The sequence below is a fragment of the Actinomadura litoris genome (genome assembly GCF_009733595.1).
In the GTDB taxonomy this organism is placed as follows: domain Bacteria; phylum Actinomycetota; class Actinomycetes; order Streptosporangiales; family Streptosporangiaceae; genus Spirillospora; species Spirillospora litoris.
The window spans coordinates 34,858-55,558 of sequence record NZ_WOFH01000011.1 but is presented as its reverse complement, the minus strand read 5'-3'; the positions used below and the strand labels follow the sequence as shown (position 1 = coordinate 55,558).

The window sequence follows — 20,701 nt, the reverse complement described above, 5'->3', positions numbered from 1 at the left end:
TCCGTTTGATCCTGAATGTGGTCAGTGACTCGTGTGACTGGTGGTAAGTCACGAAGTGACCGGGGGAATCGCAGGTCACGGCGGTGCGCTCCGCCGGGCGGGCGCTTCACCTCACCGAATCCATTGACGTGGCGTCGTCGGCACCGCAAGCATGGATCGCTCGGTGATGCGGAGACCTCGCGGCGCGAGGCCCCCGCGGTCCGGGAAAGCGGTGCGGGAAGGAGCTCGTGGCGAGCGCATGAAGTCCAACCAGTCGACCGTCTCGGCGAGCCCGCCGGGCGGCACAGCGGGGCTGGGCCGGTCCGGACTCGGGACCTCGGGCGGGCAGCGGCTCCCCACGTCCCCGCGCGAGCGCAAGCCGGCACTCGCCGCGCTCGCGGTGCTGCTGATCCTCGGCGGCGCGCTCGCCAGCGCCTACCTCGTGATGGCGAGCGGCCAGCGGGTGTCGGCGATCCGGATCGCGCAGCCGGTCGCGGCCGGGCAGCGCATCCCGCCGGGCGCGCTGGAGGAGGTGCCGGTCGGCGACACCGGCATCCAGTACATCAACTGGTCGGAGCGGCAGAACGTGGGCCGCTACTACGCGGCCGTCCCGCTGGTGAAGGGCGCGCTGCTGACCAACTCCATGATCAGCCGGGCGGACGACGCGGCCAAGGGCCGGGTCGTCGTCGGGCTCGCGCTCAAACCGGGCCAGCTTCCGGCGCGCGACGTCGAGACCGGCAGGCGGGTGACGCTCTACGCGGTCGGCGGCGGGACGAGCGGCGGCCCCCGCGCCGGAACCGTGCTGTCCGCGGACGCGGTCGTCGTCGGCGTCGGACGCGGCGGCGGCGACCGGCTGCGCTCGGACCAGACGTCGGTGGACGTCGCCGTCCTGCCCGCCGACGCGCCGCTGCTCACCCAGGCCGCGTCCGCCGGGACGGTCGCGCTCGCGCTCGTCCCGGAGGGGACGAAGGTCGCGCAGCCGCCCGCGGGCAAGCAGCCGCCCGCCACCGAGGAGGCCCCGCCCCCGCAGCAGCCGGGCGGCACGCAGAACCCGGGGACGCAGAACCCGGGCACGCAGAACCCCGGAACCCAGGGGCCCGGCGCGCGGCCCCCTGCCACAGGCGGGAACTGACCGTGGCCCTCATCGCGCTCGCGGCCGACAAGGGGGCGCCGGGCGTCACCACCGCGGCCGTGGCCCTCGGCGCCGTGTGGCCGCGTCCCGTGCTGGTCGCCGAGTGCGACCAGGCGGGCGGCGACCTGGTGTACCGGCTGCCCGCCGCGCCGTCCGACTCCGGCCGGGGAGGCCAGGAGCAGGACCGCGACGGCGGCATGCTGAACCCGTCGCGCGGGCTGCTCAGCCTCGCCGCGACCGCCCGGCGCGGGCTGCGCCCCGAGCAGGTCGCCGAGCACTGCCAGCGGCTCGTCGGCGGGCTGGACGTGCTGGTCGGGCTCACCAACGCCGAGCAGGCGCAGGCCATGACGTGGCTGTGGGGCCCACTCGGCCGCGCCTTCGCCGGCCTCGCCCCCGTCGATGTGATCGTCGACTGCGGGCGGCTCGGCGCGGGCACGCCGCTGACCGACCTGCTGCGCGAGGCCGACCTCGTCGTCCTGCTGACGCGGGCGACGCTGGAGCAGGTCGCGCACCTGCGCGAACGCGTCGCCGCGCTGTCGGAGGACCTGCGCGGCGGCCCGCCGCTCGGCGTGCTCGTGCTCGCCGACCCGAGGGACTTCCGCGGCTCGATCGCCGAGGTCGACCGCATCGTCGCCGGTGCGCGCGGACGGTCGCCGGGGGACGCGGGCGCCGAGCCCGCCGGTCCGCCGCCGCCCACCGTCACCGTGCTCGGCGGGCTGGCGCTCGACCCGAAGGGCGCCGCGCTGCTGTCGGGAAGCTGGGGCGGCCGGCTGGACCGTTCGCTGCTGATCCGCTCCGCCCGCGAGGTCGCCGCCGACCTGGTCGGACGGCTCCAGCCCGCGCCCGCCGCGCCCTACGGCCCCGCCCCGGGACGTCCCGCCGACTCCTCGCCCGGCGTGCACGGCGTCCCCGCCGGGGCCGGGTACGCGGGCGAGCAGGTCCCTGCGGGCGGGCGCGGCGAGAAGGGGGACCGGTAGATGGACCACGGTCTCGTCAAGCGGCTCCGCCAGGAGGTCGGCGACCGCCTCGCGCAGCAGCGCCGCCTCGACGCCGCGCACGGCATGCCGCCGATGACCGGGGAGGACGAGCGGCAGTTCGCCCGCGCGCTGATCGGGCAGGTGCTGGAGGAGTTCGCGCGCGGCGAGATCACCTCGGGCCGCCGGCCGCCGAACGCCGAGGAGGAAGAGGCCCTCGCGGCGGGCGTGCACGCGGCGCTGTTCGGCGTCGGCCGGCTCCAGCCGCTGCTGGAGGACCCCGAGATCGAGAACATCGACGTCAACGGCTGCGACCGGGTGTTCATCGGCTACGCCGACGGGCGCGAGGTGATGGGCGAGCCGGTCGCCGAGAGCGACGAGGAGCTGGTCGAGCTGATCCAGATCCTCGCCGCCTACAGCGGGCTGTCCTCGCGCCCGTTCGACACCGCGAACCCGCAGCTCGACCTGCGGCTGCCCGACGGGTCGCGGCTCTCGGCGGTGATGGACGTGACCGTCCGCCCCGCGCTGTCGATCCGCCGCGCCCGCCTCGGCAAGGTGTTCCTCGCCGACCTGGTCGGCAACGGCACGTTCAGCCCGGAGCTCGGCCACTTCTTCCGCGCCGCCGTGCACGCCCGCAAGAACATCATGATCGCGGGCGCGACCAACGCGGGGAAGACGACGCTGCTGCGCGCGGTCGCCAACGAGATCCCGGCGCACGAGCGGCTCATCACCGTCGAGCGGGCGCTGGAGCTCGGCCTGGACGCCTTCCCCGACCTGCACCCGAACTGCGTGGCCTTCGAGCAGCGGCTGCCGAACTCCGAGGGGCAGGGCGCGATCTCGATGGCCGAGCTGGTGCGCCGGTCGCTGCGGATGAACCCGTCCCGGGTGATCGTCGGCGAGGTGCTCGGCGACGAGATCGTCACGATGCTGAACGCGATGACGCAGGGCAACGACGGCTCGCTGTCCACGATCCACGCGAACTCCTCGGTGGAGGTGTTCAACCGCGTCGCCACCTACGCGATCCAGTCGGAGGAGCGGCTGCCGGTCGAGGCGACGCACATGCTGATCGCGGGCGCCATCGACTTCGTCGTGTTCATCGAGAAGCACAACGACTACGCCACCGGCGGGCGGCTGCGCCGCTACGTCGCGAGCGTCCGGGAGGTCACGGGCGTGGACGGGCGGGTCCTGTCCTCGGAGGTGTTCGCGCTCGGTCCTGAGGGGCATGCCGTCCCCGCCGCGCCGATCGCGTGCGCGAACGAGCTGGCCGAGCACGGCTACGACCCGTCCGGGGGTGTGTGGTGAGAACACCGTGGTGAGGACGCCGCCCGGTCGAAGCGGAGGCCGGTGATGGGCACGCCGGACGTGATGTTCGCCGTCATCGCGGGCTCCGTGGCCGGCGGCGGGATCGTGCTGCTGGTCCTCGCGCTGCGCGGGCTGCCGGTGCGGACGCGCCCGGTGCGCGGGCGCAGCCGCGAGGAACTCGTCCGCACGCTGACCACCCGGACGGCCGTCGCGGTCATCACCGGGGCGGCGGTGCTGGTGGTGACCCGCTGGCCGATCGCCGCCGCCGGGACGGGCGTGCTCGTCCTCGGCTGGGACGGCCTCGCGGGCGGTGCCGCCGAGGAGCGCCGGGGCATGGCGCGGCTGGAGGCGCTCGCCGCGTGGACCGAGTCGCTGCGCGACACGATCGCGGGCGCGGTCGGGCTAGAACAGGCCATCCCCGCCTCGCAGCGCGCCGCCGCGCCCGCCATCGCGCAGCCGCTGCGCGGGCTGGTCGACCGGCTGCACACCCGCGTCCCGATGCCGGACGCGCTGCGCCGGTTCGCCGACGACCTGAACGACCCGTCCGCCGACCTCGTGATCGCGGCGCTGGTGCTGAACGCGAAGCTGCGCGGCCCCGGCCTGCGCGACATGCTCGGCGCGCTCGCGAACTCCGCCCGCGCCGAGCTGGACATGCGCCGCCGCGTCGAGGCCGACCGGCGCTCCACCCGGCGCAGCGTCCGCATCGTCGTCGGCGTCTCGGTCGGGACGGCGCTCGGCCTCGCCGTGTTCAACCACTCCTACGTCGAGCCCTATGACGACTTCCTCGGGCAGCTCGTCCTGTGCGTGGTCGTCGCGCTGTACGCGGCGGCGTTCCTGTGGCTGCGGCGGCTGGCGAAGTACGAGCTGCCCGGACGGTTCCTCAGCGAGCCGCGCAGGGCCCAGCCGGGCGTGCCCGGCGAGGTGCCGAGCACGGTCGCGGGCTGGCAGGGCGCCGCGTCCGCGACGGGCTCGCAGGAGCTCCCGCTGCGCGGCCGGCACACCATGGACGCGGGCGGAGGCGGCTCGTGACCGGCGCGATGGTCGCCGGGGCGATCATCGGCGGCGGCCTGTACCTGCTGGTCAGGGCGCTGTTCCCGGCGCGTCCCGGGCTCGCCGCGCGGATGGCGGCGCTGGACGCGGCGCGCCGCCGCGACCTGGAGGAGGCCCAGGCCGGGCGCGCGTCCCCGACGCTGGAGCGGGTCGGCGGGACGCGCGCGAAGGTCGGCCGCGAGCTGGTCCGGTTCTGCGAGGCGCGCGGCTGGAAGCTCCGCTCGATCCGCGCCGACCTCGCGATCACCGAGCGGTCGCTGGAGGGGTTCCTCGCGACCAAGTTCCTGCTGCCCTCGGCGGCGCTGCTGTTCATCCCGGTGCTCGTCGCGTGGTTCACGCTGCTCGGGCTCGGCTCGTCGGTGCAGGTCCCCGCGTGGGTCGGGCTGCTGTTCGCGCTCGTGTTCTTCTTCCTCCCCGACATGCAGCTCCGGCAGGAGGCGCAGGCCCGCCGCCAGGACTTCCGGCATGTCGTGGGAGCGTTCCTCGACCTGGTCTCGATGAACCTCGCGGGCGGGCGCGGCGTCCCCGAGGCGCTGATGACCGCCTCGAACGTCGGCGAGGGCTGGGCGATGCACCGCATCCGCGACGCGCTCGGCAACGCCCGCATCACCGGCCAGACCCCCTGGCAGGCCCTCGGCCGCCTCGGCGACGACCTCGACGTCGCCGAGCTGCGCGACCTCGCGGGGGCGCTCGCGCTCGTCGCCGACGACGGCGCGCAGATCCGCAAGTCGCTGGCCGCGCGCGCTGCCTCGATGCGCAGCCGCGAGCTGTCGGACCTGGAGGGCAAGGCCGGCGAGCGGTCCCAGTCGATGCTGGTCGCGCAGCTGTTCCTGTGCGCCGGATTCCTGATCTTCCTGGCCTACCCGGCCCTCATGCGGGTGCTCGCCTCATGACGCCCGCCCGACCCCGCGACCTCCTGGAGGTGCCACGATGAGTCCGCTCAACCCCCTGAACGACCCGTCCGTTCTCTACCTGAGAGCCGTGCTCGGCGCCCGGCTGGCGCGGCTGCGCTCGCGGGAGGAGCGCGGGCGCGGCGCGTCCGCCATCGAATGGGCGATCATCACCGCGATCCTCGCGCTGATCGCGATCACGATCGGCGCGGTGATCCAGAAGAAGATCACGGAGAAGGCCGACAGCATCAAGACGGGCTGACCGCCGTGCGGCCCCGCACGCGCAGGCTGCGCGAGTTGCGGCGGCGGATCCGGTCCGACTCCGGGGTGTCGTCGATGGAGTGGGCGCTGCTCACGCCGATCCTCATCTTCGTGATGCTCGCCGTCGTGCAGTTCGCGATGGTCTACCACGCGCGGCACGTCGCGCTCGCCGCCGCGCAGTCGGGCGCCCGCGTCGCCCGCACGCAGCCGGTCGGCGGCGGGTGGCAGGACGCGGCGTCCCGGCAGGCCGAGGGCGATGTCCGCAAGGTCGGCCCCAACCTGCTCGGCGGCCTCCAGGTGCGGACCGGCGAGGAGGACGACGAGCGCTGGGTCGAGGTGAGCGGCGAGGCGGTCCGCGTCATCCCGTTCATGACGTTCCACGTGTCGCAGCGCTCGCGCGGGCCGATCGAGTGCTTCCGCCCGGACGTCGGCGACGGCGTCGCCTGCCAGGAGTCCGCACGATGATCCGCCTGCCCCGGGCCGTCCGCGAGCGCGGCTCGATGTCGCTGGAGATGGTGCTGGTCACCCCGCTGTTCGTCGCGTTCCTGCTGTTCCTGGCGGGCGCCGGGCGGATGGTGGACGCCCAGAGCCAGGTGGACGGCGCCGCGCGGGACGGTGCGCGCGCCGCGTCCATCGCCCGCAGCGCCCCGTCCGCGCAGGACCTCGCGGAGGAGGCGGCCACGGCGGGCCTGCGCGGCCACGACTGGTGCTCGGGCGGGCCTTCCGTCAGCACCGACGTGAAGGACTGGCGGCCGGGCGGACGCGTCGAGGTCACGATCATCTGCGACGTCGACCTCGGCGACCTGTCGTTCATCGGGCTCCCCGGGTCCAAGCGGCTCCAGGGGCGCGCGCTCGCGCCCGTCGACACCTACACCTTCCGGGGCGGCGACGGCGAGGGCGAGGGCGGCGACGGCGACGGCGGGGTCGATCCCTGATGGTGAGGGCACTGCGCCGCCGGGTCGCCGCGCCGCGTCGCGGGCGCGGGTCCGTCGCGATGTACGTCGTGCTGTTCACCCCGGTCGTGTTCATGCTCGCGGGTCTGCTCGTGGACGGCGGGCTCGCGATCCACGCCCGGCAGCGCGCCGCCGACATGGCCGAGCAGGCGGCCCGCGCGGGCGCCAACGAGATCGACACCGCGGCGCTGCGCGACACGGGCAAGCCTGTGCTCGCGCCGGACCGGGCCCGCGCCGCCGCGTGCGACCTGCTCGACGTCTACCGCGACCAGGTCGCCGCGTCCCGCTGCGACGCCGACGAGGGGGAGGTCTCGGTGACCGTCGAGATCCGCGTCGAACCCCAGTTCCTCGGCATCATCCCCGGTTTCGGGGCGTTCCAGATGTCCTCCAGCGCGACGGCCCATCCCGTCACGGGAGGCGACGACCGATGACTCGCGTGTCTACGATTGGTACGGCGACGTCCAGGGACCGGCGAACGGCGGCGACGCGATGGTGACAGGGCACGGGCGGAGGACGCCCCAACGGATGACGCCCCCGCGCGGGCGGCGGCGCAGCGCGGGCGACGTCGCGGCGGGCATCGGCGCGATGCTCGCGTTGGCGGCGCTGGTCGGCGGCGTCCCCTACGCGCTGCTGACGTTCTTCGGCTCGGCGCTCCCCGACGGGATGCCCGCCGCGTCCGACCTCACGCACCGGCTCGGGCCGGGCGCGCTCATCACGGTGCTGGTCGTGCTGGTGTGGCTCGCCTGGGCCCAGCTCACCGCGTGCGTGGTCGTCGAGGTGTACGCGGGGATCCGGGGCGTCGGCGTGCCCGCGCGGGTGCCGCTCGCGGGCGGGACGCAGTCGCTCGTCCACCGGCTCGTGGTGACGGCGCTGCTGCTGTTCACCGCGACGTCGGTCATCATGCCCGCGTTCTCGGGCGGCGGCGGGCTGACGCAGCAGCGCGCGGCGGCTGCGGCGCGACCGCAGGCCCAGCCGCAGGCGCAGGAGTTCCACCGGGTCGCGGACGCGCCGGAGCGCCCGGCGGCGGCGCCCGGCGACGTCGCGGAGCCGCTCACCGCGAGCCCCGCGGAGAACCGCACCACCAAGATCTACCGGGTGCAGCCGCCGGAGGGCCGCCACCACGAGAGCCTCTGGGAGATCGCGGAGAAGTGCCTCGGGGACGGGCGCCGCTACCAGGAGATCCACGACCTCAACAAGAACCGCGTCCAGCCGGACGGCAGCAGGCTCACGCACGCCAGCCTGATCCGCCCCGGCTGGGTGCTGGAGATGCCGGCGGACGCCAGGGGCGCCAAGGTCATCCCCCTCCAGGACCTGGACGAGTACTACCGCTACGGGCACGCCGTCCCCGACAAGGACCCGGCCCCTTCCAAGCCCGCGCCCTCCAGGCCGGCGCCCTCCAAGCCCGCCCCGGCCGAGCCCGCGCCCGCGCGGCCTCCCGCGTCGCACGCCCCCGCTCCGCAGACCCCGGCACCGCACACCCCGGCACCGCACACTCCAGCACCGCAGACCCCGGGGCAGCAGGGCCCCGCCCAGCAGCACGCCGATCCGCGGCGGATGCCGCCCGCGGGCGGCGGCGCGGACGGGCCGTCCGGCGAGATGACCGGCGGGGCCGGGAGCGGCGGCGCGTCGGTCCCCGGCCGGAACTCCTCGGCGCAGGAGCACGACGGCTCGTTCGACCTCGGCTGGCCGCACGGGCTCGCGGCCGCCTCGCTGCTGGCCGCCGGGCTGCTGACCGTGCTCGGGCGGCGGCGCCGCGTCCAGATGTGGAACCGCGCGTTCGGGCACATGGCCGTCCGGCCGGAGGGGGCGGCGGCGGAGGTCGAGCGGGCGCTGCGCCTGGGCGCCGACGCGTCCGCCGCGCGGCTCCTCGACCTCGGGCTGCGGCACCTGTCGAAGTCCATGGCCGCCGGGGGCCGCGCGCTGCCCACCGTCTATGGCGTGCACCTCGGCGTCGAGAGCCTGGACCTGTGGATCGCGCCCGCCGACCGCAACCCGCCCGCGCCCTGGCAGGCGTTCGACGACGGCCAGGTGTGGCGGCTGCGCGCGGAGGACCTGGACGCCGTCGAGGCGGCCGACCCCGCCGCCGGGGCGGGCGACGTGCTCGCCCCCTATCCCGGGCTCGTGTCGATCGGCACGAACGACAACGGCCGCATCCTCGTCGACCTGGAGGCCGCGCACGGCCTGATCGCGCTGCGCGGCCCCGCCGACACCCGCCGCGCCGCGCTCGCCGCGATCGCGCTGGAGCTGGCCACCAACCGCTGGTCCGACCACATGCGGATCACGCTCGTCGGGTTCGGGACGGAGTTCGGCGAGGGCATGGCGGAGATCGCGCCCGACCGGATCCGCGCCGTCCCGAACCTCGCCGACGCGATGCCGGAGCTGGAGGGCCGCACCGAGGAGGTGCGGCAGGCGCTCGCCGCCTCCGGCGTCGACTCCGTCCTCACCGGGCGGAGCCGGGGCGTGTTCGGCGAGGCGTGGATGCCGCACTACCTGATCATGGCGGACCCGCCGTCGGAGCAGGAGGCCGACCGGCTGGTCGCGCTGGCCCGCACCGGCACCCGGATGGCGGCGGGCTACATCGTCCCCGGCGAGGTGCAGGGCGCCACCTGGACGTGGGACATCGACGCCGCCGGGCGCCTGCACGCCGGAGTCCTCGGCTTCCAGGTCGCCGCGCAGCTCGTCCCGGAGGAGCACTACCACGGTGTGTTCGAGCTGTTCCGGACCGCCGGGCGGCTCGACGCGGTGCCGCTGCCCGAGCCGGCCGGCGGCGAGGAGCCGCCCGCCGCGCAGCGGTCCTCGGCGCAGGTGCGGCTGCTCGGCCCGATCGAGGTCGAGGCGCCCGGACCGATGGACGAGGACCGCCGCGACCTGTGCACCGAGCTGCTGGTCTACCTCGCCGCGCATCCGAACGGCGTGCACCCGACCGTGCTGGCCGGCGCGATCTGGCCGCGCGGGGTGACCGCCGCCGTCCGCGACGCGTCCGTGGCGCGCGTGTCGGACTGGCTCGGCCGCGACACGCGCGGCCGCCCGAACCTGTACTACGACGACCGGGGGCGGATCAAGCTCGGCTCGGAGGTCCGCGTCGACCTCGCGGTGTTCCGCTGGCTGGTGTGGCGGTCGGCGGCCGAGCCCGCCTCCGAGGCCGCCTACATGTCCTACGCGCTGGACCTCGTGCGCGGCCCGCTGCTCGCCGACCGCCCGCGCGGCCGCTACTCCTGGCTGGCCTCGCACGACCTGGAGTACGAGGCGGCGGCGCGGGTCGTGGACGTCGCGCACCGGCTCGTCGTGCTGCGGCTGGACGAGGGCGACCCGCACGGCGCGGTCGGCGCCGCCCGCGCCGGGCTGCGGCTCGCGCCCGACGACGAGGGCCTGTGGCGCGACCTGCTCCGCGCGACCCACGCGTCCGGTGACGTCGCGCAGATCGGGGTCATCGTGGACGAGATGCGCTCCCGGATCGCCCACGACCCGATGTTCGGCGGGCTCCAGCCCGAGACGGAGGCGCTGGTCGAGGAGCTTTTGCCGGGCTGGCACCGCGTCGGCTCCCGCTGACCCACCGGCGCTGACCCACCAACGCTGACCCACCAACGCTGACCGACCGGCGCCGGCTCACCGGTACAGGCCGGTGCCGCCGAGCGAGTACCGCCCCGGCTGCGGGTGGACGAGCAGCGCCGACGGGCGTCCGCCCACCCATACCTGGCGGAGCGTCCGGCCCGTCCGGGTGGACACGGCGTAGACCATCCCGGCGGCGTCGGCGAGCCACAGCTCCGCGCCGTCCGCCGAGAGGCCGCCCGGCGCGGGTGAGCCGCCGCGCGGCAGTGGCCAGCGCGCGGCGACGCCGCCTCCGGCGAGGTCGAGCGCGGTCAGCGCGGCGTCGCCGACGACGAACAGGCGCCGCGCGTCCCGGTCGAGCGCGAGGCCCCGCGCGCCCGGCCCGGTCGGCACGAACCCGGGCGGCCCGACCGTCGGCCGGGCGGCGATCACCCACACCCCGCCCCTGGCCGGGTCGGCGACGTAGAAGCGCGCACCGTCGGGGGAGAGCCGCAGGTCACCGGGCCGCGCGCCGTCCGGCAGCCGGATGGTCCCGGTGACCTGGCGGCGCGCGACGTCCACCCGGAGGAGCCGCCCCGCCCCTGCGCAGCTCGCGAGGAGGGACGCCCCGTCCGGGGTGAAGTCGGCGTGTGCGGCCGCGCAGGGCAGCGGCACCGAGAGGCGGGGGCGCATCGTGCGCGGGTCGCGGACGTCGAGCCGCCGCGCCCGCCCGGCGAGGACGAGCGCGTCCCGCCCGTCCGGGGTGAAGTAGAGGCCGGCGGGTTCGGTGGCGGCGACCGCGCGGCCCCGCGCGCCGCTGCGCGGGCCGACCGGCGTCAGCGTCCCGTGCGCGAGGTCGGTCGCCCACAGCCGCCGCAGGTCGAAGGACGGGACGACCCGCGCGGTGGCCGGGCCCGCGCCGATCCGCTGGACGATCCGCGCCGCCACCGGGTCGATGACGTCGATCACCGGTCCGTTCGCGACGTAGAGCCGCACCGGCGAGGTGCTCGGCCGGGCCAGCGCACCGCCGGTCGCGCCGCCGCCGGGCGGTGGCGAGGGCAGGGGCGCCTCCGGATCCGGGGCGCCCGTGGCGGGCGGCCTCGTCCGGACGTAGGGCGCCGCCCCGCCGAGGTCCACCACCGGGCCGTCCGCCGGCCCCTCCCCGGGCGGGTGGAACGGGACGGGCGACTCGCATCCGGCGAGTGCCGTGGCCACGACCAGCACGCCCACGGCGAGCGCGGCGGCAGGTGATCGTCGTCGCATGCGCGGGTCCCCCTTCCCGGCGGGGACTGTACCGGCGCGCGACTCCGTGTGTCCGAGTAATCGCAAGACGTGTCGGCGGGCAGGGCGCGGCCGCGGCGGCCGCGACGCCCCGCCGGGTCAGTCGGACTTGCCGATCCCGATGCCGAACTCGCGGTAGACGCGCTCCCAGAAGCCGTCCCGCAGCCAGGTGCGGGCCTCCTGGTAGGGGCGCAGCGACCCGCCGAGCTCCTTCTCCGCCTCGATCAGCAGCTCCTTGTCGATGACGGGCGGCAGGATCGGCCCCGGCAGCAGGTCGCGGATGTTGTCGCGGCCCCGCTCGAAGATCCACTTCTGTGCGACATGCTCGCCGATCTCCAGCATGTGGTCGCGGTCGGGGCCGAGCTTGCCGTCGGAGGCGGCGGCAGCGGCGTTGTTCATCGACGCGGCGACGGTGGCGGGCGTCGCGGGGGCCGCGCCCACCGGGACGGGGGTGCGCGCGGGCGCCGGGGCCGGCTTGATCGCCGGGGGGCGTCCCGCGAACACCTGCGACGGCGAGGGGACGGCGGGCGTGGCGCGCTGCGCGGCGGCGGCGTCGGCGGCGTCCCGGACGGCGGCGGCGGTGCCGGGCGCGGGGACGGGCAGCACCTTGGCCTTGGTGAAGTAGGGGCGCAGGAAGTCGGCGGGCAGCACCTCGACCGTGTCGGACTCCCACACCAGCCACTCGGCCTGGTTCGAGCCGTGCGTCGGCTCGACCCCCCACAGGTGCACGCGGACGCCGTAGCGCTGCGCGGCCTCCACGGCGGGCAGCATGTCCTCGTCGCCGGCGAGCAGCACCGCGTCGGTGATCGCGCGGTGCCGGGCGAGGGCCTCCAGATCGGCGCGGAGCTGGGCGTCCACGCCCTTCTGCTGGCCCTGCGCGTTCAGGTTGCCCAGGCGCAGCTTCACCAGCGGCAGGTTGGCGATGACCCGCTGGTCGACGGTCGGCTGCCGCTTGGGCGCGGCGTCGAACCAGTAGACGCGCAGCAGCTCGCCGAGCAGCTTGTCGTCGGCATGGCTGGTCAGCGCCTTGATCAGCTTCTCGGCGGCGACCCGGTACTCGCGCCGTGAACCGCAGCCGAGCAGCAGGGCCCCGGAGGCCGCGTAGAGGTATCCCGCGTCGACGAATATGGCGTATCGCGCGGGCTGTGGGACGAACTCCGAGGTGGCCATGGCCTTCCACCTTATTCGTGCCGGAGCCCTCACTGGGCGCGAACCACGGTTACATGTCCCTAGGCGCCGTCACCTCGCGTGCCCGTGAGGTGCCGAGATCCCCCTTGTCGTCCCCTCGCCGTCCCCCGGTGCCGTGCTCAGCGCGGTAGTGCGGCGGCCTTCCAGGCGCCGGGGCCGCGCGGGGTGGCCACCCCGGCCGCCGTCCCCCGGACGAGCCGGGAGCGGTCGGCCCAGCGGGAGGGCCGCGGCGTGTCGGCGCCGTCCGGCGCCTGGGCGGAGGCCCGCGCGCGGGCGGTCAGCACGGCGACGAGCGCCGCGACCTCCTCGGCGGACGGCTCACCCCGCACGATCTGGAGGAACGGCCGCTCGGGCCTGTCGTCGCTCACCGGAACCCCCTCGGAACGGTCACAGTGGGATGTTCCCATGCTTCTTGGGCGGCAGCGTCCGGCGCTTCTCCCGGAGTGCCCGCAGCGCCCGCACGACCTGCCCGCGCGTCTCCGACGGCTTGATCACGTTGTCGACGTAGCCGCGCTCGGCGGCGATGTAGGGGTTGGCGAGCGTGTCCTCGTACTCGGTGACCAGCTCGGCGCGGCGGGCGTCGGGGTCGTCGGCGGCGGCCAGCTCGCGCCGGTACAGGATGTTGACCGCGCCCTGCGCGCCCATCACGGCGATCTGCGCGGTCGGCCAGGCGAGGTTGACGTCGGCGCCGAGGTGCTTGGAGCCCATGACGTCGTAGGCGCCGCCGTACGCCTTCCGCGTGATCACCGTGACCAGCGGGACGGTCGCCTCGGCGTAGGCGTACAGCAGCTTCGCGCCGCGCCGGATGATCCCGTTCCATTCCTGGTCGGTGCCGGGGAGGAAGCCGGGGACGTCCACGAACGTCAGCACGGGGATGTTGAACGCGTCGCACGTCCGGACGAACCGGGCGGCCTTCTCGGAGGCGGCGATGTCGAGCGTCCCGGCGAACTGCATCGGCTGGTTCGCCACGACGCCGACCGAGTGGCCCTCGACCCGCCCGAACCCGACGATGATGTTGGGCGCGAACTTCTCCTGGACCTCCAGGAACTCGCCGTCGTCCAGCACGTGCTCGATGGCGGTGTGCATGTCGTAGGGCTGGTTCGGCGAGTCGGGGATGAGGGCGTCGAGCTCCTCGTCCAGCTCCGACGGGTCGGCGGGGGCGTCGAACACCGGCGCGTCGGACAGGTTGTTGGACGGCAGGTAGGACAGCAGCGCCTTGACGTAGCCGATCGCGTCGTCCTCGTCCGAGCCCTGGTAGTGCGCCACCCCGGACCGGGAGTTGTGCGAGTGCGCGCCGCCCAGCTCCTCCATGCTCACCTCCTCCCCGGTGACCGTCCTGATCACGTCGGGGCCGGTGATGAACATGTGGGAGGTCTTGTCGACCATGACGATGAAGTCGGTGATCGCGGGGGAGTACACGGCGCCGCCCGCGCACGGGCCCATGACCAGCGAGATCTGCGGGATCACGCCGGAGGCGTGCACGTTGCGCTTGAAGATCTCGGCGTAGAGGCCGAGCGCGACCACGCCCTCCTGGATCCGCGCGCCGCCGGAGTCGTTGATGCCGATGACCGGGCAGCCGACCTTCACCGCGTGGTCCATGACCTTGCAGATCTTCTCGCCGAACACCTCGCCGAGCGAGCCGCCGGAGACGGTGAAGTCCTGGCTGAAGACCGCGACCGGGCGCCCGTCGACGGTGCCGTGCCCGGTGACCACCCCGTCGCCGTAGGGGCGGTCCTTCTCCATCCCGAAGTTGGTGGAGCGGTGCCGCGCCATCTCGTCGAACTCGACGAACGAGCCCTCGTCCAGCAGCGCGGCGACCCGTTCGCGGGCCGTCATCTTGCCCTTGGCGTGCTGCTTCTCGACGGCGCGCGCGGACCCGGCGTGCACCGCCTGGGACCGCCGCCGCTCCAGGTCCGCGATCTTGCCCGCGGTCGTGTGGACGTCGGGGGCCGCCGAGGGGTCAGGGGCTTGCATCGCCATGCGCGCCAGAGTAACCGCACGGGCGGACCGGGCCCGTCCCGGGGGTGTGGGGGCGCCCCACAGGAGCCGGGAGCGGTGCCCGGGGTCCGGCGGGACGGGCCGGGCGGCCCGCTCACTACGCTGGGCGGGTGGCTAAGACACGTGACATCCTCCGCCAGGACATGCCGGAACCGCTGCGCCGCGACGTCCGGCTGCTGGGCGCGATGCTCGGCGACGGCCTGGTCGAGTACGGCGGCCAGGAGTTGCTGGACGACGTCGAGCGGCTCCGCCGGGCCGTGATCGCCGCCCGCCGGGGCGAGACGGGCATCGAGGAGGTCGCGGCGCTCGTCGACGGCTGGACGCTGGAACGTGCCGAGCAGGTGGCCCGCGCGTTCACCGTGTACTTCCACCTCACCAACCTGGCGGAGGAGCACCACCGCATCCGGACCCTGCGGGAACGCGACACCGGCGGCGCCGTCCCCGGGTCGGTCGCCGCGGCCGTGGAGGAGATCCGCGCCTCGTCCGCCGACGGGCGGCTCGCCGAGGTCATCGAGGGCCTGGAGTTCCGTCCGGTCTTCACCGCGCACCCGACCGAGGCCCGCCGCCGCGCCGTCGTCACCGCCATCCAGCGGATCAGCGACCTGCTCACCGGGCTGAACGCGGGGCCCGGCGCGGGCGAGCGCGAGGAGGCCGAGCGGCGGCTCCGCGAGGAGATCGACCTGCTCTGGCGGACGGCGCTGCGCCGGGGCACCCAGATGGACCCGCTGGACGAGGTCCGCACCGCGATGGCCGCGTTCGACGAGACGATCTTCCGGGTCGTCCCGGAGGTCTACCGGTCGCTCGACCGGGCGCTGGAGGGCGACGGCACCGGCACCCGCCCCCCGAAGGCCCGCCCCTACCTGCGGTTCGGGAGCTGGATCGGCGGCGACCGCGACGGCAACCCGTACGTGACCGCCCAGGTCACCCGGGACGCGGTCATGATCCAGTCCGAGCACGTCCTGCGCGCCCTTGAGGCCGCGTGCGCCCGGGTGGGGCGGGAGCTGACCGTGCACGAGGCCACGACCCCGGCCTCGCCCGCGCTGCGCGAGGCCCTCGCCGCCGCGCGCACCGCCCAGCCCGCCCGGATCGAGGAGATGACCAAGCGGTCGCCGGGGGAGCCGCACCGCCAGTTCCTGCTCTACGCCGCCGCGCGCGTCGCGGCGACCCGCGTCCGCGACGCCGACCTCGCCTACGCCTCCCCGGACGACCTCCTCGCCGACCTGCGGACCGTCCAGGACTCCCTCGCCGAGGCGGGCGCGGCCCGCCAGGCGTACGGACGCGTCCAGCAGCTCATCTGGCAGGTCGAGACGTTCGGCTTCCACCTGGCCGAACTGGAGATCCGCCAGCACTCCGAACTGCACGCCAAGGCCCTCGCCGAGGTGGACGGCGGCGGCGAGCAGAGCGAGACGACCCAGGAGATCCTCGACACGCTCCGCGTCGTCGCGTGGATCCAGCGGCGCTTCGGCGTCCGGGCCTGCCACCGCTACATCGTGTCGTTCACCCGGTCCGCCGAGGACATCGCGAACGTGCACGCGCTCGCCGCCTCGCTCGGCGACGGCGCCCCCGTCCTCGACGTGATCCCGCTGTTCGAGACCGGCGAGGACCTGGAACGCGCCCCGCACGTCCTCGACGGCATGCTGGAGATCCCCGCCGTCCGGCGCCGGCTGGAGGAGACGGGACGCCGGCTGGAGGTCATGCTCGGCTACTCCGACTCCGCCAAGCAGCTCGGCCCGGCCAGCGCCACCCTCCGCCTCTACGACACGCAGGAGGCCCTCACCGCGTGGGCCGCGCACCACGACGTGAGGCTGACGCTCTTCCACGGCCGCGGCGGCTCGCTCGGCCGCGGCGGGGGCCCTGCCAACCGCGCGATCCTCGCGCAGGCGCCCGGTTCGGTCGCGGGCCGCTTCAAGGTCACCGAGCAGGGCGAGGTCATCTTCGCCCGCTACGGCCACCCGCAGATCGCGCACCGCCACGTCGAGCAGGTGACCAGCGCCGTGCTGCTGGCCTCCACCGGCGCCGTCCAGGACCGCGCCCGCGACGCCGCCGCGCGGTTCCGCCCGCTCGCCGACAAGATCGGCGAGGCGGCCAAGGCGTCGTTCCGGGCGCTGATCGAGTCCGAGGGCTTCGCGTCCTGGTTCGCGCGGGTCAGCCCGCTGGAGGAGATCGCCGAACTGCGCATCGGCTCCCGCCCCGCCCGCCGCAAGGCCGCCCGCGGCCTGGAGGACCTGCGCGCCATCCCCTGGGTGTTCGCGTGGACGCAGACCCGCGTCAACCTCCCCGGCTGGTACGGGCTCGGCAGCGGCCTCGCCGCCGTCTCGGGCGACGGCCGCGACCTCGCCGAACTCCGCGAGGCCTACGAGGCGTGGCCGCTGTTCAACACCCTGCTGGACAACGCCGAGATGAGCCTCGCCAAGTCCGACCGCGCGATCGCCGAGCGCTACCTGGCCCTCGGCGAGCGCCCGGAGCTGTCGGAGGCCGTGCTCGCCGAGTACGACCGCACCCGCTCGCTCGTCCTCGCGGTCACCGGCCACGACCGGCTGCTGGAGAACCGCCGCGTGCTGTCGCGCGCCGTCGAACTGCGCAACCCCTATGTGGACGCGCTGTCGCTGCTGCAACTGCGCGCGCTGTCCGCGCTGCGCTCCGGCGACGTCACCGACGAGGGCGAGCGCGCCCATCTGGAGGCCCTGCTCCTGCTCTCGGTGAACGGTGTCGCCGCCGGGCTCCAGAACACCGGCTGATGGCGACGATCAGAGCCGCCGCCCCGGACGACCGCGCCCGCGTGGAGCGGATCGTCCAGGCCGCCTACGCCCCCTGGGTCGAGGTCATCGGCGCCCGCCCGCTGCCGATGGACGCCGACTACGCCGCGCTGATCGACGCGGGGAACGTCTTCGTCACGGGCGAAGGCCCCGACGGCTTGATCGTCCTCGTCCCCGAGGACGGCGTGCTGCTGGTGGAGAACGTCGCCGTCGCCCCCGACCGGCACGGCCGGGGCATCGGCCGCAGCCTGCTGGCCTTCGCCGAGGACCACGCGCGCAACCTGGGGCTCCCCGCGCTGCGCCTGTACACCAACGAGCTGATGACCAGGAACATCGCGCTGTACGAGTCGCTCGGCTACCTCCCCGGCGGACGCGAGGACATCGGCGGCCGCCACGTCGTCCACCTGGCGAAGACGCTGGACTAGGACCAGTTCGGCGTCCGCTTCTCGTTGAACGCCGCGATGCCCTCCCGGCGGTCGGGGGAGAACGCCGCCGTGCGCCAGGCGTTCTCCTCCAGGTCGAGCGCGGCGTCGAGCCCCACGCCCCCGCCGAGCCGCATGGCCCGCTTCGCGGCGCGGACGGCGGTGGGCGAGTTCCGCGCGATCCGCCCGGCGATCGCGAGGGCCTCCTCGCGCGCCGTCCCGGCGGCCACCCGGTGGTCGGCGAGCCCGTACGCCACGGCCTCGTCGATCTTCACGCGCCGCCCGGTGAACACCAGGTCGGCGGCCCGCCCGGGGCCGAGCCTGCGCAGCGCGAGCTGCGTCCCGCCCCCGCCCGGCACGAGCCCGACGCCCACCTCGGGCAGCCCGAACACGGCGGTCTCGTCCGCGACGATCATGTCGGCCGACAGCGCGAACTCGCACCCGCCTCCGAGCGCGTACCCGTGCACCGCCGCGACCACCGGCTGCGGCAGCCCGAGCACCCCGCCGAACGCGGCCCGGAACACCGGCCGCTGCGCGTAGATCTCCGCGTCGCTCATCCCGTTGCGCTCCTTGAGGTCGGCCCCCACGCAGAACGCCTTCTCGCCCGCCGCCGAGAGCACCACGGCCCGCACGGACGGGTCGTCCGCGACCTCCCGGCACACCGCCGCCAACCGCCGGGCCATGGCCGTGGACAAGGCGTTCAACGCCTCAGGCCGGTCCAGCACGATCTCCACCACATGCCCGTCCCGCGCAACGCTCACACCGTCCATGCCCCGCACCCTAATCGCACCGCCACCGGAAGCAGGGACCCCAGCCACCACTCCAGCCACGCGACGACCAGGAACCGTAGCGATCGCGTCCGAAGGCAGGTACGAGCGAAGCGAGGACCTGATCGCGCAGCGAGCCGCCAGGCGAGTTCGGAGCGATGCCAGCGATCGCACGCATTGCCCGCTGAAGGAGGGAGCGCTGGCGACCGACGCCGAGGGCAATGCAACAACACGGCAGTATGAACCCATGAGCTCATATGGGGATCTCGACCGGCCGCCGCTGCACGAGGGGGCGTTGCGGGGGGCGCTCGTCCGGCCGGGCGGGCTGTGGCGGGACGTGCGGGTGGTGCCCGAGACGGGATCGACCAACGCCGATCTCGCGGCGGCGGCCGGGGGCGGGGCGCCGGAGGGGACGGTGCTGGTCACCGAGGTGCAGACCGCCGGGCGCGGGCGGCTCGGACGGCGGTGGGCGGCGCCGCCGAGGTCGGGGCTGATGTTCTCGGTGCTGCTGCGGCCCGAGGTGCCCGCGTCCTCGCTCGGGTGGGTGCCGCTGCTGGCGGGGGTGGCGGTGGTCACGGCCGTCCGGCGGATGACCGCGTTCTCGGAGTCCTCGGGCGAGGGCGGCGACGTGGCGGTGGACGCGCGGCTGAAGTGGCCGAACGACCTGCTGGTCGGGGACCGGAAGCTGGCGGGGATCCTGGCGGAGAAGGCCGGGGACGCGCTCGTCGTGGGGGTCGGCCTGAACGTGGGGCTGCGGGAGTCCGAGCTGCCGGTGCCGACGGCCACGTCCCTGGCGATCGAGGGCGCGCCGCTGAGCGACCGGGCGCCGCTGCTGCGCTCGATCCTGCGCGGGTTCGAGACCTGGTACCGGGAGTGGACGGCGCTGGGCGGCGACCCGGAGACCAGCGGCCTGCGCACCGCCTACAAGGACCTGTGCGTGACGCTCGGCCGGGAGGTCCGGGTCGAGATGCCCGGAGGCGGGACCCTGAGCGGGACGGCGCGCGACATCGACGGCTCCGGCCGCCTCGTCGTGGACGGCCCGCGCGGGGAGACGACGGTCAGCGCGGGGGACGTCGTCCACGTTCGGTGAACATTGGTGGGAACACCCGACAGCCTCCGGATCTGCACGGATATATCGTGGTGCCGGGTCATATCGTCGCAGGCGGGGCCCATGCCGGTGGACTGAGGGGCGGGCGGATGGCAGCGGGATTGCCGGATCCGAAGGAGATCGAAGAGCTCCTGCTCGGTGGCGAGCTGCGCTACACGCGGGTCGACGCCGTCCGGCTGTCGGGGGTCACCCGGGAGTTCTCCGGGCGGCTGTGGCGGGCGTTCGGGTACCCGTCGATGCCCGACGACGCCATCGCCTACACCGAGGGTGACATCTCGGCGCTGTGCCGTATCCGGGAGCTGATGGAGGAGGGGGTCCTCGACGAGGACGGCGTGATCCGGCTCGTCCGGGCGTTCGGGCAGACGATGACGCGGCTCGCCGAGTGGCAGGTGAACCTGCTGCGGGGGATGCTCGCGCCGGAGCCGGGGGAGCAGGCGTCCGAGAGCGCCCTGAACACGATCGTGGACATCGCCGAGCGGCACATCGGCGAGTTCGAGCCGCTGGTGGTGCACGCGTGGCGGCGGCAGCTCGCGGCGGCGGGGACGCGCGCGATGGCGGCGGCGGCCACCCGGGCGGGCGGTGATCCCTCCGGGCGTCCGATGACCACGGTCGGGTTCGCCGACATGGTGTCGTTCACGCAGGTCAGCCGGGAGCTGGAGGAGATCGAGCTGGCCCGGGTCGTGGAGTGGTTCGAGGAGACCGCCGCCGACATCATCGCCACCTGCGGCGGGCGGCTGGTCAAGACGCTCGGCGACGAGGTGCTGTTCAGCGCGGAGACGCCGCGGGTCGGCGCGGAGATCGCGTTGACGGTCGCGGCGGCCATCCAGGACGAGACCGAGGTGCCCGACGTCCGGGTCGGCGTGGCCTACGGGCCCGTCCTGCCGCTGATGGGGGACGTGTTCGGCACGACGGTGAACCTCGCGGCGCGGCTGACCTCGCTCGCCCGGCCGGGCTCGGTGATGATCGACTCGGAGCTGGCGGCGCGGCTGGAGGAGGACCCGGCGTATGAGGTGACGCGGATCGTCCGGCGCCCGGTGCGGGGCCTCGGGATCATCCAGCCCTACGTCCTGCGCCGCAACCCCAAACCCCCGGACGGCGCCTGAACCGGCCCG

General features: G+C 75.0%; 19 protein-coding genes. 14 read left to right on the top strand and 5 right to left on the bottom strand.

Annotated features, from left to right (window positions below; all coding sequences use genetic code 11):
- Positions 1-238 precede the first annotated feature (238 nt).
- The 10 genes from GNZ18_RS27885 (at position 239) to GNZ18_RS27840 (ending at position 10,090) form a co-directional block, all read left to right on the top strand.
- On the top strand, positions 239-1,111 hold the full coding sequence (locus GNZ18_RS27885; RefSeq protein WP_214618359.1) for a CpaB family protein: 873 nt from the start codon (positions 239-241) through the stop codon (positions 1,109-1,111).
- A gap of 2 nt (positions 1,112-1,113) precedes the next feature.
- Complete coding sequence (locus tag GNZ18_RS27880; protein ID WP_246250564.1) at positions 1,114-2,088, top strand: hypothetical protein; 975 nt, start codon at positions 1,114-1,116, stop codon at positions 2,086-2,088.
- On the top strand, positions 2,089-3,387 hold the full coding sequence (locus GNZ18_RS27875; RefSeq protein ID WP_156219537.1) for a TadA family conjugal transfer-associated ATPase: 1,299 nt from the start codon (positions 2,089-2,091) through the stop codon (positions 3,385-3,387).
- A gap of 45 nt (positions 3,388-3,432) precedes the next feature.
- Positions 3,433-4,416, top strand: coding sequence for a type II secretion system F family protein (locus tag GNZ18_RS27870; RefSeq protein WP_156219536.1), 984 nt, complete (start codon positions 3,433-3,435; stop codon positions 4,414-4,416).
- Positions 4,413-5,330 carry a type II secretion system F family protein gene (locus tag GNZ18_RS27865; RefSeq protein WP_214618360.1) on the top strand — a complete coding sequence of 306 codons (918 nt, stop codon included), beginning with the start codon at positions 4,413-4,415 and terminating at the stop codon, positions 5,328-5,330. Before GNZ18_RS27870 ends, GNZ18_RS27865 begins: the two co-directional genes overlap by 4 nt.
- Before the next feature lie 37 nt (positions 5,331-5,367).
- The gene (locus GNZ18_RS27860; RefSeq protein WP_156219535.1) at positions 5,368-5,589 is read left to right on the top strand and encodes a Flp family type IVb pilin; all 222 of its coding nucleotides are present in this window, start codon (positions 5,368-5,370) and stop codon (positions 5,587-5,589) included.
- 5 nt (positions 5,590-5,594) lie between these two features.
- Positions 5,595-6,053, top strand: a complete 459-nt coding sequence (locus GNZ18_RS27855) for a TadE family protein (protein ID WP_312874788.1) — start codon at positions 5,595-5,597, stop codon at positions 6,051-6,053.
- Positions 6,050-6,523, top strand: coding sequence for a TadE family protein (locus GNZ18_RS27850; RefSeq protein WP_246250562.1), 474 nt, complete (start codon positions 6,050-6,052; stop codon positions 6,521-6,523). The genes GNZ18_RS27855 and GNZ18_RS27850 overlap by 4 nt, the downstream gene beginning before the upstream one ends.
- Positions 6,523-6,972, top strand: a complete 450-nt coding sequence (locus GNZ18_RS27845; RefSeq protein WP_246250561.1) for a TadE/TadG family type IV pilus assembly protein — start codon at positions 6,523-6,525, stop codon at positions 6,970-6,972. Before GNZ18_RS27850 ends, GNZ18_RS27845 begins: the two co-directional genes overlap by 1 nt.
- A 94-nt stretch (positions 6,973-7,066) precedes the next feature.
- Positions 7,067-10,090: a BTAD domain-containing putative transcriptional regulator gene (locus GNZ18_RS27840; protein ID WP_156219534.1), complete on the top strand. Its 3,024-nt coding sequence runs from the start codon at positions 7,067-7,069 to the stop codon at positions 10,088-10,090.
- A 57-nt stretch (positions 10,091-10,147) separates the two neighbouring features.
- Here the strand turns inward: GNZ18_RS27840 and GNZ18_RS27835 are convergent, their stop codons facing one another.
- The 4 genes from GNZ18_RS27835 to GNZ18_RS27820 all read right to left on the bottom strand — a co-directional run bounded on the left by GNZ18_RS27835 (position 10,148) and on the right by GNZ18_RS27820 (position 14,518).
- The gene (locus GNZ18_RS27835) at positions 10,148-11,332 is read right to left on the bottom strand and encodes a YncE family protein (RefSeq protein ID WP_156219533.1); all 1,185 of its coding nucleotides are present in this window, start codon (positions 11,330-11,332) and stop codon (positions 10,148-10,150) included.
- Positions 11,333-11,449: 117 nt separating this feature from the next.
- On the bottom strand, positions 11,450-12,520 hold the full coding sequence (locus tag GNZ18_RS27830) for an NYN domain-containing protein (RefSeq protein ID WP_156219532.1): 1,071 nt from the start codon (positions 12,518-12,520) through the stop codon (positions 11,450-11,452).
- Between the two features lie 137 nt (positions 12,521-12,657).
- Positions 12,658-12,906 (bottom strand): acyl-CoA carboxylase subunit epsilon, encoded by a 249-nt coding sequence (locus GNZ18_RS27825; RefSeq protein ID WP_308166098.1) that lies wholly within the window; start codon positions 12,904-12,906, stop codon positions 12,658-12,660.
- 19 nt (positions 12,907-12,925) lie between these two features.
- Positions 12,926-14,518: an acyl-CoA carboxylase subunit beta gene (locus GNZ18_RS27820; RefSeq protein ID WP_156219530.1), complete on the bottom strand. Its 1,593-nt coding sequence runs from the start codon at positions 14,516-14,518 to the stop codon at positions 12,926-12,928.
- A gap of 161 nt (positions 14,519-14,679) precedes the next feature.
- Here GNZ18_RS27820 and GNZ18_RS27815 point away from each other — a divergent pair, with 161 nt between their 5' ends.
- Both GNZ18_RS27815 and GNZ18_RS27810 read left to right on the top strand, forming a co-directional pair.
- On the top strand, positions 14,680-17,274 hold the full coding sequence (locus tag GNZ18_RS27815; RefSeq protein ID WP_156219830.1) for a phosphoenolpyruvate carboxylase: 2,595 nt from the start codon (positions 14,680-14,682) through the stop codon (positions 17,272-17,274).
- Entirely contained in the window at positions 17,274-17,717 is a 444-nt protein-coding gene (locus GNZ18_RS27810; protein ID WP_156219529.1) for a GNAT family N-acetyltransferase, read from the top strand. The genes GNZ18_RS27815 and GNZ18_RS27810 overlap by 1 nt, the downstream gene beginning before the upstream one ends.
- On the opposite strand, the gene GNZ18_RS27805 is transcribed toward GNZ18_RS27810, so the two are convergent.
- Positions 17,714-18,484: an enoyl-CoA hydratase/isomerase family protein gene (locus GNZ18_RS27805; protein WP_156219528.1), complete on the bottom strand. Its 771-nt coding sequence runs from the start codon at positions 18,482-18,484 to the stop codon at positions 17,714-17,716. The two genes, GNZ18_RS27810 and GNZ18_RS27805, sit on opposite strands and share 4 nt — an antisense overlap.
- A 244-nt stretch (positions 18,485-18,728) precedes the next feature.
- Here GNZ18_RS27805 and GNZ18_RS27800 point away from each other — a divergent pair, with 244 nt between their 5' ends.
- Positions 18,729-19,571: a biotin--[acetyl-CoA-carboxylase] ligase gene (locus tag GNZ18_RS27800; protein WP_156219527.1), complete on the top strand. Its 843-nt coding sequence runs from the start codon at positions 18,729-18,731 to the stop codon at positions 19,569-19,571.
- A gap of 107 nt (positions 19,572-19,678) precedes the next feature.
- The gene (locus tag GNZ18_RS27795; protein WP_156219526.1) at positions 19,679-20,692 is read left to right on the top strand and encodes an adenylate/guanylate cyclase domain-containing protein; all 1,014 of its coding nucleotides are present in this window, start codon (positions 19,679-19,681) and stop codon (positions 20,690-20,692) included.
- Positions 20,693-20,701: the final 9 nt, after the last annotated feature.